13 protein-coding genes are annotated in these 14476 nt (G+C 65.3%); 6 read left to right on the plus strand and 7 right to left on the minus strand.

The genetic code is table 11. The features are described from left to right. The first annotated feature begins 7 nt into the window (after window positions 1-7). From KSS90_RS14335 to KSS90_RS14345, 3 genes are read left to right on the plus strand one after another with little or no spacing between them, the layout of a single operon-like run. On the plus strand, window positions 8-706 hold the full coding sequence (locus tag KSS90_RS14335) for an AzlC family ABC transporter permease (RefSeq protein WP_217866085.1): 699 nt from the start codon (window positions 8-10) through the stop codon (window positions 704-706). Then, window positions 703-1017: an AzlD domain-containing protein gene (locus KSS90_RS14340; RefSeq protein ID WP_023632701.1), complete on the plus strand. Its 315-nt coding sequence runs from the start codon at window positions 703-705 to the stop codon at window positions 1015-1017. Before KSS90_RS14335 ends, KSS90_RS14340 begins: the two co-directional genes overlap by 4 nt. Next, a complete protein-coding gene (locus tag KSS90_RS14345) occupies window positions 1014-1850 on the plus strand; it encodes an AraC family transcriptional regulator (protein WP_217866086.1) in 837 nt (278 codons plus the stop codon). The genes KSS90_RS14340 and KSS90_RS14345 overlap by 4 nt, the downstream gene beginning before the upstream one ends. On the opposite strand, the gene KSS90_RS14350 is transcribed toward KSS90_RS14345, so the two are convergent. Next, entirely contained in the window at window positions 1837-2616 is a 780-nt protein-coding gene (locus tag KSS90_RS14350; protein WP_217866087.1) for an AraC family transcriptional regulator, read from the minus strand. The two genes, KSS90_RS14345 and KSS90_RS14350, sit on opposite strands and share 14 nt — an antisense overlap. Window positions 2617-2719: 103 nt before the next feature. Here KSS90_RS14350 and KSS90_RS14355 point away from each other — a divergent pair, with 103 nt between their 5' ends. Next, entirely contained in the window at window positions 2720-3853 is a 1134-nt protein-coding gene (locus tag KSS90_RS14355) for an MFS transporter (protein ID WP_217866088.1), read from the plus strand. Window positions 3854-3907: 54 nt separating this feature from the next. Further along, a complete protein-coding gene (locus KSS90_RS14360) occupies window positions 3908-4135 on the plus strand; it encodes a hypothetical protein (protein WP_023630605.1) in 228 nt (75 codons plus the stop codon). Between the two features lie 44 nt (window positions 4136-4179). On the opposite strand, the gene KSS90_RS14365 is transcribed toward KSS90_RS14360, so the two are convergent. The 6 genes from KSS90_RS14365 to KSS90_RS14390 all read right to left on the minus strand — a co-directional run bounded on the left by KSS90_RS14365 (window position 4180) and on the right by KSS90_RS14390 (window position 10436). Next, entirely contained in the window at window positions 4180-4662 is a 483-nt protein-coding gene (locus KSS90_RS14365) for a copper chaperone PCu(A)C (protein ID WP_217866089.1), read from the minus strand. Continuing rightward, on the minus strand, window positions 4663-5271 hold the full coding sequence (locus KSS90_RS14370; RefSeq protein ID WP_031315095.1) for an SCO family protein: 609 nt from the start codon (window positions 5269-5271) through the stop codon (window positions 4663-4665). It lies immediately after the preceding gene. Window positions 5272-5459: 188 nt separating this feature from the next. Beyond that, the gene (locus KSS90_RS14375; RefSeq protein ID WP_217866090.1) at window positions 5460-6164 is read right to left on the minus strand and encodes a hypothetical protein; all 705 of its coding nucleotides are present in this window, start codon (window positions 6162-6164) and stop codon (window positions 5460-5462) included. A gap of 131 nt (window positions 6165-6295) precedes the next feature. Then, window positions 6296-6880, minus strand: coding sequence for a Fe-S biogenesis protein NfuA (gene nfuA / locus KSS90_RS14380; RefSeq protein ID WP_023630602.1), 585 nt, complete (start codon window positions 6878-6880; stop codon window positions 6296-6298). Window positions 6881-6937: 57 nt separating this feature from the next. Continuing rightward, entirely contained in the window at window positions 6938-7972 is a 1035-nt protein-coding gene (locus KSS90_RS14385) for an acyltransferase family protein (RefSeq protein ID WP_217866091.1), read from the minus strand. A gap of 163 nt (window positions 7973-8135) precedes the next feature. Further along, complete coding sequence (locus tag KSS90_RS14390) at window positions 8136-10436, minus strand: fatty acid cis/trans isomerase (RefSeq protein ID WP_217866092.1); 2301 nt, start codon at window positions 10434-10436, stop codon at window positions 8136-8138. A 174-nt stretch (window positions 10437-10610) separates the two neighbouring features. Here KSS90_RS14390 and metH point away from each other — a divergent pair, with 174 nt between their 5' ends. Further along, entirely contained in the window at window positions 10611-14318 is a 3708-nt protein-coding gene (metH, locus tag KSS90_RS14395; protein WP_217866093.1) for a methionine synthase, read from the plus strand. Window positions 14319-14476: the final 158 nt, after the last annotated feature.

Below are 14476 nucleotides of genomic sequence, written 5' to 3' on the forward strand. Positions count from 1 at the left end.
CGCTTCCATGCCCAGCCCACCCCTCGCCCGCCAAGCGTTCCTCCACGGCGCCATCGCCATCCTGCCGCTGTCCGTGGCCGTTGCCCCCTGGGGCCTGCTCGCAGGCAGCATGGCCATCGAGGCCAACCTCAGCGCCTGGCAAGGCCAGGGCCTGTCGGCCATCGTCTTCGCCGGCGCCGCGCAACTGGTGGCCATCGGCATGCTCAAGGGCGGTGCCAACCTGTTCTCGATCCTGCTCACCACCCTGCTGCTGACCTCACAGCACCTGCTCTACGGGCTGTCGATGCGCCCGGTGCTGTCGGGGCTGCCGACCCGCTGGCGGTTGGGCCTGGGCTTCCTGCTCACCGACGAGTTCTTCGCCCTCACCAGCCATCACGACCAGCAGCAGTTCAACCGCTGGTACGCCTTGGGCGTGGGCCTGACCTTCTACGTGGCGTGGAACCTGTTCACCCTGGCCGGCATCGTTCTCGGCCAGAACATCCCGCACCTGGACCAACTGGGCCTGGACTTCTCCATCGTCGCCACCTTCGTCGCACTGATCGCGCCGCTGGTGCGCAACCTGCCGACCGTGGTGTGCGTGGCGGTATCGCTGTTCTGCTCGGTGCTGTTCAGCTACTGGCACTGGGAAACCGCCTTGGTGGCTGCGGGCCTGCTGGGCATGGCCGCCGGCTTTATCTGCCAGAAATTCTCCGGGAGTCGCTCATGATCTGGCTGCTGATCTTCGCCATGGGCGCGGTGGTGTTCCTCAACCGCTACGCCTTCCTCGAACCGCGCCTGCCCCTGCGCCTTAGCTCCAACGCGCGACAGTTCCTCGGCTTTGCCGTGCCCGGCATGCTCACGGCGATCTGCGGGCCGATCATCTTCCTGCCCGAGCACCAGCTCGACCTAAGCCCGCTGAACCCCTACCTGCTCGGTTCGCTGGTGGCCATCGCCCTGGTGCTGTTGACCCGCAGCGTATTGCTGAGCATGCTGGCGAGCATGCTGATCTTCTTCCTCCTGCGCAGCTGGCTGGCATGACCACGCCCCTGCGCGAACAGGCCCACCTGTGGCAGGCGCCCGCCCTGGGCGACGTCGAGATGCTGCACGCCCGCTATATCCAGCAGCGCTTCGCCCCGCACGTTCACGAAGGCTATGTGTTCACCGTGATCGAGTCCGGCGCCCAGCGCTTCTGGCACCGAGGCAGCGAGCACCTGGCGCCGGTGGGCAGCATGGTGCTGATCAACCCCGACGAGCTGCACACCGGCGCCACCGCCCACGAGGCCGGCTGGCGCTACCGCGGCTTCTACCCTGAGCATGAACGGGTCACCGGCGTGCTCGACGAGCTGGAACTGGGCCGCCATGGCCTGCCCCGGTTCAAGGACAGCGTGATCCAAGACCCGGCCCTGGCCGCCTCGTTCAGCCACCTGCACCGGCTTTCGGAGTCCTGCGCCAGCGCCCTTGAGCAACAGACCGCCTGGCGCCAGGCGGTGCTGGCCCTGGTGCAGCGCCATGGTCATTGCGCCGAGCCCGTCGCCCCCGGCAACGAACCGCTGGCCGTGGCCCGCGCCCGCGAGCTGCTGGAGAGCCAGCTGGCCGATCCGCCATCGCTGGAGGCCTTGGCGGCTGCAGTAAACCTTTCGCCGTTCCATTTCGCCCGGGTCTTTCGCCAGGCCACCGGCCTGCCGCCCCATGCCTGGCTCAAGCAGCGCCGCCTGGCCCGCGCCCGGGAACTGCTCAAACGCGGTCAATCCGTCCTCGAAGTCGCCTTTACCCTGGGTTTTGCCGACCAGAGCCATCTGAGCCGGCAGTTCAAGCAGGCCTATGGTGTGCCCCCGGGCGCCTACCGCCAGGCCTGTCTCAACCTGGCGTAGCGGCGCGACTCCAGGCGCCCGGCGTCAGACCGGTCATGCCACGGAAAAACGCGATGAAGGCGCTGTCGCTGGCAAAGCCCAGCTCATCGGCTATCTCGCCCAGCGGCACGTTCAGCGCCAGGCGCTCGACCGCCCGCAGCAATCGCCACTGCTGGCGCCATTGCTGGTAGCTCATCCCGGTGTCGCGACGCAGCAGGCGGCCAATGGTCTTTTCACTGGCCCCGGCTTGTCGTGCCAATTCGCCCAGTACTGGCGGCAAGCGATCGAGGCCGTCCACCAGACGCGCCAGGCGTCGGTCGCGCGGCAGTGGGAGCAGCATCGGCTGGCGCTGCGCGCTTTGCAGTTCGGCGCGACACAAGCCCAGCAAATGATGATTGGCTCCATGTCGCCAGTCGCTGTCGAACGGTGCCTGGGCAATCCGCTCGAGCAGTTCGCGCAGCAATGGGTTGACGTCGAGGATGGTCACCTGCTCCGGCAGCCCCGCCGCCACCGTCGCATCCAGGTACACCGAGCGGTAATCCACCGTCTCGCGCATCCGCGCACGGTGCGCCAGGCCGCCCGGTATCCAGGCCGCGCGGCTCGGCGGCAACAGGCACAGCACACCGGGCGAGTCGATGCGCACACAGCCCTGGCGGGTGAACAGCACCTGGCCTCGGATATGCCAGTGGTTGCCGGAGTCATGGTCGCCCAGGGCCGAGCAGATGCCGATCACCGGTGCAGGGTAGGCGTCCGGGTCAAACGCGCTATCGGGTGCGAGCCATGCCATTGCAGCTTGTCCTGTTTCATTGGTTTTCTGGCCTGATCGCGATAATGGATCACGGCTGGCCAACCCTACCATGGGCCTCCAATAAACTGCAGAGGACAAGCCCATGCAAAATCGTTATTGGCTGGCTTTCGCCACTGCCATGCTCATGTTCCCGCAGATAGCCGAAACCCTGTACAGCCCGGCTCTGGTATCGCTGGCCGAAGGCTTCGCGGTTTCCGCTGCGCACGCTTCGTTGACCCTGTCGTTGTACTTCGTCGCATTCGCGGTCGGCGTGCTGTTCTGGGGTCGGTTGTGCGATATCAAAGGCCGGCGACCGACCATGCTCTTGGGCCTTGCCCTGTATACGCTAGCGGCACTGGCAGCACTACTGGCCAGCGACTTCAGCCAGTTGCTGGCGGCTCGGATGCTCGCCGCCTTCGCCGCCGCGGTCGGTTCGGTGGTGACCCAGACCGCATTGCGCGACCGCTACACCGGCGCGGAACTGGCCCGGGTGTTCTCGCTGATCGGCGCCTGCCTGGCCATCAGCCCCGCACTGGGCATGCTCGGTGGCGGCTGGCTGGACCAGGCATTCGGTTATCGCGGCGTGCTGGCCGCACAGCTGATCCTGGCCTCGATACTGCTGGCCTGGGGCTGGCAGGCGATGCCCGAGACCCAGGCCGCCGCGCCCACACTGACACCGTTGTGGCGGGTGCTGGCGCGCCTGCTGGCGGACCGCCGGGTGCTGCTGGCCAGTGCGCTGGTGGCCTTGTTCAATATCGCCGTGTTCGCCTGGTACGGCCTGGCACCGTTCGTCTTCGAACGCCTGGGGCAGGCACAGTGGATGGGCTATTCGGGTGTGGCACTGGCCTTCGGCTCGCTGGCTGGCGCCAGGCTCAACGCCCTGCTGCTCGGGCGCGCAGTCGCGGCCTCCACCCTGATGAAGGTTGCCACGCTGCTGCTCGTGCTCGGCGCGCTGGGCATGATGGCAATCGGTGAATCACCGTGGTTCGTCGCGCCAATGGCCTTGGTGATGGTCGCGTTCGCCATGGCCATCCCCTTGCTGCTCGGCTCGGCACTGGTGGCATACGCCGATTGCCGGGGTACGGCAGCAGCCTTGTTCGGCCTGTTGTATTACCTGCAGATCGGCGTGGGGCTGCTGCTGGTCGGCATGCTGCAGATGCTGGCGCCAGCGTTGCTGCTGATCGCGCTCGCCATCTGCGTGCTGAGCCTGGGCTATTTGCGCTATCTGCGCGGCTGACACCGTCGGGTGCAGGCGCTGCTACACTCACAAGGCTGAACGGAGGAACCCGCCATGTCCGAACGAGAAATCACCACGCTCCTGTCGCTGATGAGCCAGCGTCAGGCCTGCCTGAGCAGCGCCTGCAAGGAGATCGCCGACTGGATCGATCGCCAGGGCGACGTGCCCGCCGCCGGCAAGATCCGCGCCAGCCTCAAGGCACTCGAGGCCGAAGACGCCCAGGTGCGCAAGACGCTGACCTCGCTGAACATCGAACGGCCACTGCCACGTTTTCGTAGCTGATCGCCGAAAACCATCGCGGGCTTGCACCCGCGATGGGTGCTGTATCAGTGATTCATGTGCATGTGATCGTGGCCTGCGCCGGCCTCGGCATTGAGCGCACGCACCGGTGCCTGCACCTGCAGGGTTTCCTTGGCGCCCTTGGCATCCTCGATGGTCAGGGTCAGCGGTACCTGCTCACCCTCCTTCACCTGCTGGTTCAGACCCATCAGCATCACGTGGAAGCCGTTCGGGTCCAGCTTCACCGCCTTGCCGGCCGGCAACTCGACCGCCTTCACTTCGCGCATGCCCATCACGTCGCCGTTCATGGTCATCTCATGTACCTGCACGGTCTTGGCCACGGGCGAGGCGACGCTGACCAGCTTGCTGTCGCTGCTGGCGGTCAGGGTCATGAAGGCGCCGGTAGCGTGCTGTTGTGGCACGCTGGCGCGTACCCAAGCATCGCTTACGGTGGTCTGGGCCAGGGCTGGCAGGGCCAGGCTCATCAGCGCCAGGGCGGCCAGGCCGCGCTTGATCGGTTGCATCGACATTCAGCAAATCTCCATCAGGGTGACCAGGTCTTCGGCGCATTCCTGGGCGTTCAAGGAATGGCCCAGGCTCAGGCGCAGGGTGCCACGGGTATCGTAGACGTAGCTGGTGGACGAGTGAGAGATGGTGTAGGTATCGCCGGCCGGGACCTTCTCGTAGAACACCTTGAATTCACGGGCCACCGCGTCGATTTCCTCGGGGGTGCCGGTAAGGGCGACGATCGACGGGTCGAAGGCCTTGACGTAGGCGTCGAGCACCTCGGGGGTGTCGCGCTCCGGGTCCAGGGTGATGAACACCGGCTGGAACAGGTCGCGGTCACGGCCACGCAGGATCTTGCGGATCTGCGCCACACGCGCCATGGCAGTCGGACAGACAGCCGGGCACTGGGTAAAGCCGAAGAAGATCATCGGCATCGAGCCGTAGAAGCTCGACAAGGTGCGCTCGTTGCCTTGCGGATCCTTGAGCTTGAATTTGCGCCCGAGGATCTCGTTGCTCATGTTCTTGCCGTACTTGAAGTCCAGGCCCCGGGCCGGGCTGCAGCCCGCCAGCAGGCCAAGCCCCAGTACGCCCATCCCGGCGACAACCGCGCGCCGGGTCAACAGATCATTCATGGAACCGTCCTTTACAGGGAAGGTGCCGACCCCTGGGATGGGCCGGCCAGAAAACCGGGGCATTCTGTCACGCCACCCCCACCCCATCCACCCGACATCCGGCTGATCGGGCTGCAGCCCTTTGTTTACGGGGCGCGACCTGTTGTCGCAGGGGTTGAATTGGTAACAGTTTATTGCTACACGCCGATTCAGTTCTGCACTCTGTCCATGCGCCTGGCAATCGTGGGGCAGCCGTTGATGTCGACGGCCTTCTGCCAGAACTCCCGACGCAGCGGGCTGCGGCGATCAGCGGCAAAACCAAGCAGCCGGTAGAGTTCGGCCTGGTAGGACTGCGCGTCCCCCCGTTGCAACTGGATATCTTTGGGGTCCTGCTTTACACACTCCAGGGTCACCGACGGCTGCGGATAGTAGCCAGTGAACTGGGAAAAATCGGCAAGCGCCTTGCTCAACGCTGGCGCGTAGGCAGGCCCATCGACATAGCCAATGCATTGGTTGGCGATACGCAAAGCGGCTGGCGCGAAGCCTTGCTCCAGGCTCTTGACCAACAGCGTGCATTGGTCCGGGTCGTCGAGCACAGGCGCATCCGGCTGATAGGCGAACCGGTAGAGCGCCATTCGATACTGGGCCACGGCATGGCCTGCATCGACTGCGCGCTGCAACTGTTGCAGCGCCGGGCTCCATTCACCGCGCAATTGGCTCAGGCGGGGCTCCAGGTCCTGGGCGGCGGTGCCTTCGGCCAACTGTTGGATCATCCGCATCAGCTGTGGCTCGACCGCATCGAGACTGGCCACGGCCTGGCGGTAGTCGGCCTCGCTGTTGCCTGGGGGCTGGTAGGCCCCCAGGACGTGGGTCGAGAGCATCAGGGCAAACAGCGTGATACAGGAGCGGTTCATACCGAGCGTCCTTGTTCAGTCGAATGAAAGTAACCCAACGCATCGCGGGGCAAGCCCGCTCCCACATCTGGGCAGCAGCTGCATCCAGGCGTGGGAGCGGGCTTGCCCCGCGATGGCGTCACCACTGGCGATCAGTAGTACGCGTTTTCCTTCTGGCTGTGGTCGGTCACGTCACGCACGCCCTTGAGCTCGGGAATACGCTCGAGCAGGGTGCGCTCGATGCCTTCCTTCAGGGTCACGTCGGCCTGGCCGCAGCCCTGGCAGCCGCCGCCGAACTGCAGCACGGCGATGCCGTCGTCGACCACGTCCACCAGGCTCACGGCGCCGCCGTGGCTGGCCAGGCCCGGGTTGATCTCGGTCTGCAGGTAGTAGTTGATGCGCTCGTTGATCGGGCTGTCTTCGTTGACCATCGGCACCTTGGCGTTCGGCGCCTTGATGGTCAGCTGGCCGCCCATGCGGTCGGTGGCGTAGTCGACCAGCGCGTCCTCGAGGAACGGCACGCTGACCGCATCGAGGTAGGCGGTGAAGCTCTTCAGGCCCACCGGCTGGTCGTCGGGCTTTTCCTCGCCCGGCTTGCAGTAGGCAATGCAGGTCTCGGCGTAGGTAGTGCCCGGCTGGGTAATGAAAATACGGATGCCGATGCCAGGCGTGTTCTGCTTGGAGAGCAGATCGGCCAGGTAATCATGGGCGGCGTCGGTAATGGTTATAGCGCTCATGGAAGTTCCTCACAGACTTGCCGGCAGTGTACGCCAACCCGGCCGGGTAACAAAGTCCTAGCATTTGACTCGGGATAGCGCCAACGCCGGTTCCCGCGCCGCACCGGCGGCCAACCAGCCCTTGAGCCGCCAATACAGGCCACGTTCCAGCCATTGAAAGCTGAGCCACGACATTAGTCCGATTGACGGCACGCACAAGGCGAACACCAGGTAAGGGTTCAGGCGCAACCGTTCGCTGATGAACAGGCCGGCGTACAGCACCAGCACGTGTACCAGGTACACCGAATAGGAGCAGTCACCGAGTGCCTTGAGCACCTGGTTGCCCTTGAAGTACGGCTCCAGGGCAATGAACGCCAGCACCACCAGCGCGCTCGGCAGGCCCCAGTGCAACAGGCGCTGCGATGCGTCGAGGTGATAGAGCGCAAACCCTGCCAGGACGAGCAACCCCAGCGGCAACCACAGGCCTTCGCGGATCAGCCCGCGACGATAGAGCACGCCCAGGCCGATGCCCAGCAGGAACTCGTAGACGATGTCGTTGTTGTAGAAGCGGCTGAGCACACCCAGGCGCCCCAGCACTTCGCTCACCAGCAGCAATGCCGCCGTCACCAGCAACAGGTGATGTCGCTGGCGCACCAGGAAGGCCAGGCCGAACAGCAGGTAGAAGAACATCTCGAAATTCAGCGTCCAGCCGACGTTGAGCGTTGGATACAGCCCATAGCCACCGGGGTTTTCCGCCGGGATGAACAACAGCGACAGCAGCAGGTGCTGCCATTCGAACACCTGGTGCGGCATCCAGCGGCTGGCCGCCAGCATCAGCACTGCCATCAGCAGGGTGTAGAACCAATAGGCGGGCACGATGCGCAAGGCACGGTTGAGCAGGAACTGCCCTGGGGCGATGGTCTTGTCGCGGGTCGACAGGTAGATCACCAGGCCACTGATGACGAAGAAGATGTCCACCCCCACCGCGCCGCGATCAGCGAGCAGTTGGCCGATGGGGCCGGTGGCGTGGAAGTCGAAGAAGATCTGCCGGAAGTGGTGGCAGACCACCAGCCAGGCGGCGAATGCCCGGAGAGCCTGAAGCGAATACAGCATGAAATACCCTGTGATCGGCGGTGCATTGAGGCCCGGCGAGCCGGCTCCCACAGGGTTCGCGCACTTCTGTGGGAGCCGGCTTGCCGGCGATGGGCTGCAGAGCAGCCCAGGGCCTACCTACCGATTCCGACCGCAGGATGGCGGGAAAGTCCCAGCCAACCGATCAGAGGTTCTCGTAGCGGTTCATGTCCAGCACCCCGGCCTCCACCGGCTGGGTCTCCTTGATGTAGCTGTTCAGGTCATGGAAGTAGCGCCAGAACTCAGGATGGCTGCGGCGCACGCCCCAGCGCATGACGATGCGCTCGAACTTGTCGGTGTCGTCACGCGCCGCCTCCATGTCCTCGACGAACTCCGGCACATCGGCCGTCGGGATATTGAAGATGAAGTTGGGGTAGCTGCTGAGCACGCCCGGATACAAGGTCAGGGTGTCCAGCCCCGGCTGGTAGCGGTAGGCCTCGCCAAGCAGGAACGCCACGTTGCTGTGCGCACGGTTGCGCAGCAGGCTGTAGACCTGGCGCTGGCCGCCCTGCCCTTCGATGCGCAGCATGCTCGCCTCGGGCAGTTGGCCGATCACCTTAAGCCCCGCCGCCGGGCGCGACACCAGGCGGCTCAGCGACTGCTCGGCATCACGGAACTCTGCGGACAGGCCGGGCCGCGAGCAATAGGCGCCCTGGCAGCGGTTGATCGGGTCCGGCGCGGCGTTCAGGCTGCCGGTGCGTTGCAGCAGCTTGAGGCCGAAGTCACGCTTGGGGTCGTGCTTGTCCAGTTTCAGCGCGCTCGGAGTGCTGGTGTCGATGTCCTCGTAGTCCATCCACATCTTCACCTTGCCGCTGTTCTGGTACCAGTCGCCGAGGATCTCGCCACGCTTGCCCGCAGGCATCAGGCGCAGGAAGTTGACCTCGGCGCCATTGCGGATCAGGTCGAAGTACAGGCGCGTCTGCAACTGGTGCGAGACGTTGCCGAACACGTCGAAGTTCACCGCCAGCTGGTAGTAGGTGCGCTCGAACAGCGGGTAGTCGAACAGCCACATGGTCAGCGGCACGTCGCCAATCAGGCCCTTGGTTACCGAAGCGCTGTCGAAGTGGCGGAAGATGCTCAGCAACGCGTTGTCGTTGCCCGCCCACAGCGTCGACCAGCTCGGCGCCGGCTGTTCGGCATAGGCTTCACGGCGCAGCGCTTCGTACTCGTTGCGCTTGTCGCGGTAGGCGTGCCACAGGCTCAGCACGCTGCCCACGTCGTCGATCTGCCCCGGCATGGCCAGCAGCGGCGTGGCCTCACCCCGGTACTGGACATCGGTGATGTACAGGTCGTGAGCCGGCTCCTGGAACAGCGCCCAGAAGTTATCGCGGATCACGTCGGTGGCGATCTGCCCGCGGCACACCGGGCCACGGATGAAGGTACGGACGAAGTACTCGGCGTTGTCCAGCATGAACTGGTAGCGGGCCACCGCAGGGATCGCCTCGAAGGTCTCGAACGGGTTGGACCGGTGCCGCGGCCCATAGCCCGGCAATGCGCTGGCGTGCCAGTCGCCGCTGTAGAACAGCTGCTTGACCCGCTTGAGCTTCTGCGGCCCCATCGGGTAGGTGATGTGGGTCTTGTGCACGATCACGCCCTGCACCGGGATCAACCGATAGTAGAAGTCGGTGCCCGGCGGGTCGTTGGGGCGGCGGGTGGCGATCAGGTCCACCGGCTGGCCACTCGGGGTGCGCGAGCGCACCCACTGGAAGAAGTGGCCCTGCTCGCCGCCGACGAAATGGATGTGCGCCAGGAACAGGTGCTCGTACAGCCAACGGCCAACCAGTGCCTCGGTCGAACCGGGGCGATTGAGCAGTTCTTCCCAGTCGCCGATCTGCTTCACCTCTGCCGCGCTGGGCTGGATCGGGGTCTTCTCCACCGGCGCGCCAGCGGCCAGCCAGCGCTGCAGGGTCTGGTACTCCTGGTCGGTCAGCCCGGTGACCGCCAGCGGCATGCCCTCCTTGGGATGGGCGCCGGCATAGGCGTCGAATTCGTGCGGCAACGGGCACATGTTGTTGCGGTTGAGCCCCAGCACGATCTCTTCGGGCAGCTTGGCATTGGGCGTGAGCGGAGTCTTGTGGCCCAGCTCAAGCATGCGCGCCATCAGCGCCGCCTGGCTGCCCTGCTTGTCCAGCACCGAATAGAAGCCCTGCTTGCGCCAGCCCGCTTCGTCGCGGGCATCGTAGAACAGCCGTGTGGTGGGCACCGCCTGGCTGCGTTCGCCCTGGTAGACCGGCACCTTCGAGGCGCCGCGCTCGGCGCCCTCGGCGCTGCCCAGGTTGAGCTGGCAGGCAGCGTCGTTGCAGGCGTGGCAGGCCACGCACTTCTCGGTGAAGATCGGTTGGATATCCCGGGTGTATGAGATCGTCGGGCTCGATTGGGGGGCCTGCCCGAACGCCGCGCCACTGATGAGCAAGGCGAAGGCGCTGGCAAGTATGCGATGCAGCATGTGCCGAATGTCCTGGTTACTTGAAGCCATCACGATGTGCCTGGCGGGTCCTGAGGTGTTGGGGGCGCCGCACCAACATGAGGGAAATTCATGCAAATGGGCAGTACGCCTAAAATCCATGCAGCTTTGTTATTATTCGGCACCTTCTGATATTTGCCCGACCAGGTAGTTCCTATGTCCGACCGCAGCGCTCGTTACCAAGCACTCCAGAACGCACTCAAAGAGCGCATCCTGATCCTCGACGGCGGCATGGGTACTATGATCCAGAGTTACCGCCTCGAGGAACACGACTATCGTGGCACGCGCTTTGCCGATTGGCCAAGCGATGTCAAAGGCAACAACGATCTTTTGCTGCTCAGCCGCCCCGATGTAATCGCCGCGATCGAGAAAGCCTACCTGGACGCCGGCGCCGACATCCTCGAGACCAACACCTTCAACGCCACGCAGATTTCCCAGGCCGACTATGGCATGGAGGCACTGGTCTACGAGCTCAACGTCGAGGGCGCGCGCATCGCCCGCCAGGTGGCCGACGCCAAGACCCTGGAGACCCCGGACAAGCCGCGCTTCGTCGCCGGCGTGCTCGGCCCTACCAGTCGCACCTGCTCGATCTCCCCGGACGTCAACGACCCTGGCTACCGCAACGTCACCTTCGACGAGCTGGTGGAAAACTACATCGAGGCCACCCGCGGCCTGATCGAGGGCGGCGCCGACCTGATCCTGATCGAGACCATCTTCGACACCCTCAACGCCAAGGCGGCGATCTTCGCCGTGCAGCAGGTGTTCGAGGACGACGGCATCGAACTGCCGATCATGATCTCCGGCACCATCACCGACGCCTCCGGCCGCACCCTGTCGGGCCAGACCACCGAAGCGTTCTGGAACTCGGTACGCCACGCCAACCCGATTTCCGTGGGCCTGAACTGTGCCCTCGGCGCCAAGGACCTGCGCCCGTACCTGGAAGAGCTGTCGACCAAGGCCGACACCCACGTGTCCGCCCACCCCAACGCCGGCCTGCCCAACGCCTTCGGCGAATACGACGAGACCCCGGCCGAGATGGCCGCGGTGGTCGAGGAGTTCGCTGCCAGCGGCTTCCTCAACATCATCGGCGGCTGCTGCGGCACTACCCCGCCGCACATCCAGGCCATCGCCGAGGCCGTGGCCAAGTACAAGCCTCGGGCGATCCCGGACATCCCCAAGGCCTGCCGCCTGTCGGGCCTCGAGCCGTTCACCATCGATCGCCAGTCGCTGTTCGTCAACGTCGGCGAACGCACCAACATCACCGGTTCCGCCAAGTTCGCCCGGCTGATCCGCGAGGAAAACTACACCGAGGCGCTGGAAGTCGCCCTGCAGCAGGTCGAGGCCGGTGCCCAGGTGATCGACATCAACATGGACGAAGGGATGCTCGACTCCCAGGCCGCCATGGTCCGTTTCCTCAACCTGATCGCCGGCGAGCCGGACATCTCCCGGGTGCCGATCATGATCGACTCCTCCAAGTGGGAGGTGATCGAGGCGGGCCTGAAGTGCATCCAGGGCAAGGGCATCGTCAACTCCATCTCCATGAAGGAAGGCGTCGAGCCGTTCAAGCACCACGCCCGCCTGTGCAAGCGCTACGGCGCCGCCGTGGTGGTGATGGCCTTCGACGAGGTCGGCCAGGCCGATACCGCCGCGCGCAAGCGCGAGATCTGCCAGCGTAGCTACGACATCCTGGTCAACGAAGTCGGCTTCCCGCCGGAAGACATCATCTTTGACCCGAACATCTTCGCCGTCGCCACCGGCATCGAGGAGCACAACAACTACGCCGTCGACTTCATCGAGGCCTGCGCCTATATCCGCGACCACCTGCCCTACGCCCTGACCTCGGGCGGGGTGTCCAACGTGTCGTTCTCGTTCCGCGGCAACAACCCGGTACGCGAGGCGATCCACTCGGTGTTCCTCTACCACGCGATCAAGAACGGCCTGACCATGGGTATCGTCAACGCCGGCCAGCTGGAGATCTACGACGAGATCCCCGCCGCCCTGCGCGAAAAGGTCGAGGACGTGGTGCTCAACCGTACCCCGCATGGCACCGACGCCCTGCTGGCCATCGCCGATGACTACAAGGGCGGCGGCGCCACCAAGGAAGTCGAGAACGAAGAGTGGCGCTCGATGCCGGTCGACAAGCGCCTCGAGCATGCGCTGGTCAAGGGCATCACCGCCTACATCGTCGAAGACACCGAAGAGTGCCGCCAGCAGTCGGCGCGCCCCATCGAAGTCATCGAAGGCCCGCTGATGAGCGGCATGAACGTGGTCGGCGACCTGTTCGGCGCCGGCAAGATGTTCCTGCCCCAGGTGGTGAAGTCCGCCCGCGTGATGAAACAGGCCGTGGCCCACCTGATCCCGTTCATCGAGGCCGAGAAAGGCGACAAGCCCGAGGCCAAGGGCAAGATCCTCATGGCCACGGTCAAGGGCGACGTGCACGACATCGGCAAGAACATCGTCGGCGTGGTGCTCGGTTGCAACGGCTACGACATCGTCGACATGGGCGTGATGGTCCCGGCCGAAAAGATCCTACAGACCGCCCGTGAGCAGAAGTGCGACATCATCGGCCTGTCCGGGCTGATCACCCCATCGCTGGACGAAATGGTCCATGTCGCCCGCGAGATGCAGCGCCAGGACTTCCACCTGCCGCTGATGATCGGCGGCGCGACCACCTCCAAGGCGCACACGGCGGTGAAGATCGAACCCAAGTACTCCAACGATGCGGTGATCTACGTCACCGACGCCTCGCGCGCGGTGGGCGTGGCCACGCAGCTGCTGTCCAAGGAACTCAAGAGCGGTTTCGTCGAGAAGACCCGCCAGGAGTACGTCGAGGTGCGCGAGCGCACCGCCAACCGCAGCGCCCGCACCGAGCGCCTGAGCTACGCCCAGGCCATCGCCGCCAAGCCGCAGTACGACTGGGCCGCCTACCAGGCCGCGGTGCCCGCCTTCACCGGCGTCAAAGTGCTGGAGAACATCGACCTGCGCACCCTGGCCGAGTACATCGACTGGACGCCGTTCTTCATCTCCTGGGACCTGGCCGGCAAGTTCCCGCGCATCCTCACCGACGAAGTGGTCGGCGAGGCCGCCACGGCGCTGTACAAGGACGCCCGCGAGATGCTCGACAAGCTGATCGACGAGCAACTGATCAGCGCCCGCGCGGTGTTCGGCTTCTGGCCGGCCAACCAGGTGGCCGATGACGATATCGAGGTGTACGGCGACGCCGGCGAAACCCTGGCCACCCTGCACCACCTGCGCCAGCAGACCATCAAGCCCGACGGCAAGCCGAACTGGTCGCTGGCCGACTTCGTCGCGCCCAAGGCCAGCGGCGTGACCGACTATGTCGGCGGCTTCATCACCACCGCCGGCATCGGCGCCGAGGAAGTGGCCAAGGCCTACCAGGACAAGGGCGACGACTACAGCTCGATCATGGTCAAGGCCCTGGCCGACCGCCTGGCCGAGGCCTGCGCCGAGTGGCTGCACGAACAGGTGCGCAAGGAGCACTGGGGCTATGCCAAGGACGAGCACCTGGACAACGAGGCGCTGATCAAGGAGCAGTACAGCGGCATCCGCCCGGCGCCTGGCTACCCGGCGTGCCCGGACCACACCGAGAAGAAAACCCTGTTCCGCCTGCTCGACGGCACCGCGATCGGCGAGACCGGCCCCAGCGGCGTGTTCCTCACCGAGCACTTCGCCATGTTCCCGGCGGCGGCGGTCAGCGGTTGGTACTTCGCCCACCCCCAGGCGCAGTACTTCGCCGTGGGCAAGGTCGACAAGGACCAGATCGAGCAGTACAGCGCGCGCAAGGGCCAGGACATTGCCGTGAGCGAGCGCTGGCTGGCGCCGAACCTCGGCTACGACGCCTGACCCCACCGGGGCTGCCTTGCAGCCCATCGCCGCGGTTCGTCGCCACGACAAGCCGGCTCCCACAGGGTGACGACTGCACAGCACCTGTGGGAGCCGGCTTGCCGGCGATGGGCCGCAGAGCGGCCCCGCGTTCCCCCGACACATGCACAAGGACCCCA

The sequence above is a fragment of the Pseudomonas maumuensis genome, assembly GCF_019139675.1.
In the GTDB taxonomy this organism is placed as follows: Bacteria; Pseudomonadota; Gammaproteobacteria; order Pseudomonadales; family Pseudomonadaceae; genus Aquipseudomonas; species Aquipseudomonas maumuensis.

What these genes read in the sequence shown, in the direction of transcription:
- KSS90_RS14335 (WP_217866085.1), top strand. Translation starts at nt 8, where the DNA reads ATGCCCAGCCCACCCCTCGCCCGCCAAGCGTTCCTCCACGGCGCCATC.
- KSS90_RS14340 (WP_023632701.1), top strand. Translation starts at nt 703, where the DNA reads ATGATCTGGCTGCTGATCTTCGCCATGGGCGCGGTGGTGTTCCTCAAC.
- KSS90_RS14345 (WP_217866086.1), top strand. Translation starts at nt 1,014, where the DNA reads ATGACCACGCCCCTGCGCGAACAGGCCCACCTGTGGCAGGCGCCCGCC.
- KSS90_RS14350 (WP_217866087.1), bottom strand. Translation starts at nt 2,616, where the DNA reads ATGGCATGGCTCGCACCCGATAGCGCGTTTGACCCGGACGCCTACCCT.
- KSS90_RS14355 (WP_217866088.1), top strand. Translation starts at nt 2,720, where the DNA reads ATGCAAAATCGTTATTGGCTGGCTTTCGCCACTGCCATGCTCATGTTC.
- KSS90_RS14360 (WP_023630605.1), top strand. Translation starts at nt 3,908, where the DNA reads ATGTCCGAACGAGAAATCACCACGCTCCTGTCGCTGATGAGCCAGCGT.
- KSS90_RS14365 (WP_217866089.1), bottom strand. Translation starts at nt 4,662, where the DNA reads ATGTCGATGCAACCGATCAAGCGCGGCCTGGCCGCCCTGGCGCTGATG.
- KSS90_RS14370 (WP_031315095.1), bottom strand. Translation starts at nt 5,271, where the DNA reads ATGAATGATCTGTTGACCCGGCGCGCGGTTGTCGCCGGGATGGGCGTA.
- KSS90_RS14375 (WP_217866090.1), bottom strand. Translation starts at nt 6,164, where the DNA reads ATGAACCGCTCCTGTATCACGCTGTTTGCCCTGATGCTCTCGACCCAC.
- nfuA (WP_023630602.1), bottom strand. Translation starts at nt 6,880, where the DNA reads ATGAGCGCTATAACCATTACCGACGCCGCCCATGATTACCTGGCCGAT.
- KSS90_RS14385 (WP_217866091.1), bottom strand. Translation starts at nt 7,972, where the DNA reads ATGCTGTATTCGCTTCAGGCTCTCCGGGCATTCGCCGCCTGGCTGGTG.
- KSS90_RS14390 (WP_217866092.1), bottom strand. Translation starts at nt 10,436, where the DNA reads ATGCTGCATCGCATACTTGCCAGCGCCTTCGCCTTGCTCATCAGTGGC.
- metH (WP_217866093.1), top strand. Translation starts at nt 10,611, where the DNA reads ATGTCCGACCGCAGCGCTCGTTACCAAGCACTCCAGAACGCACTCAAA.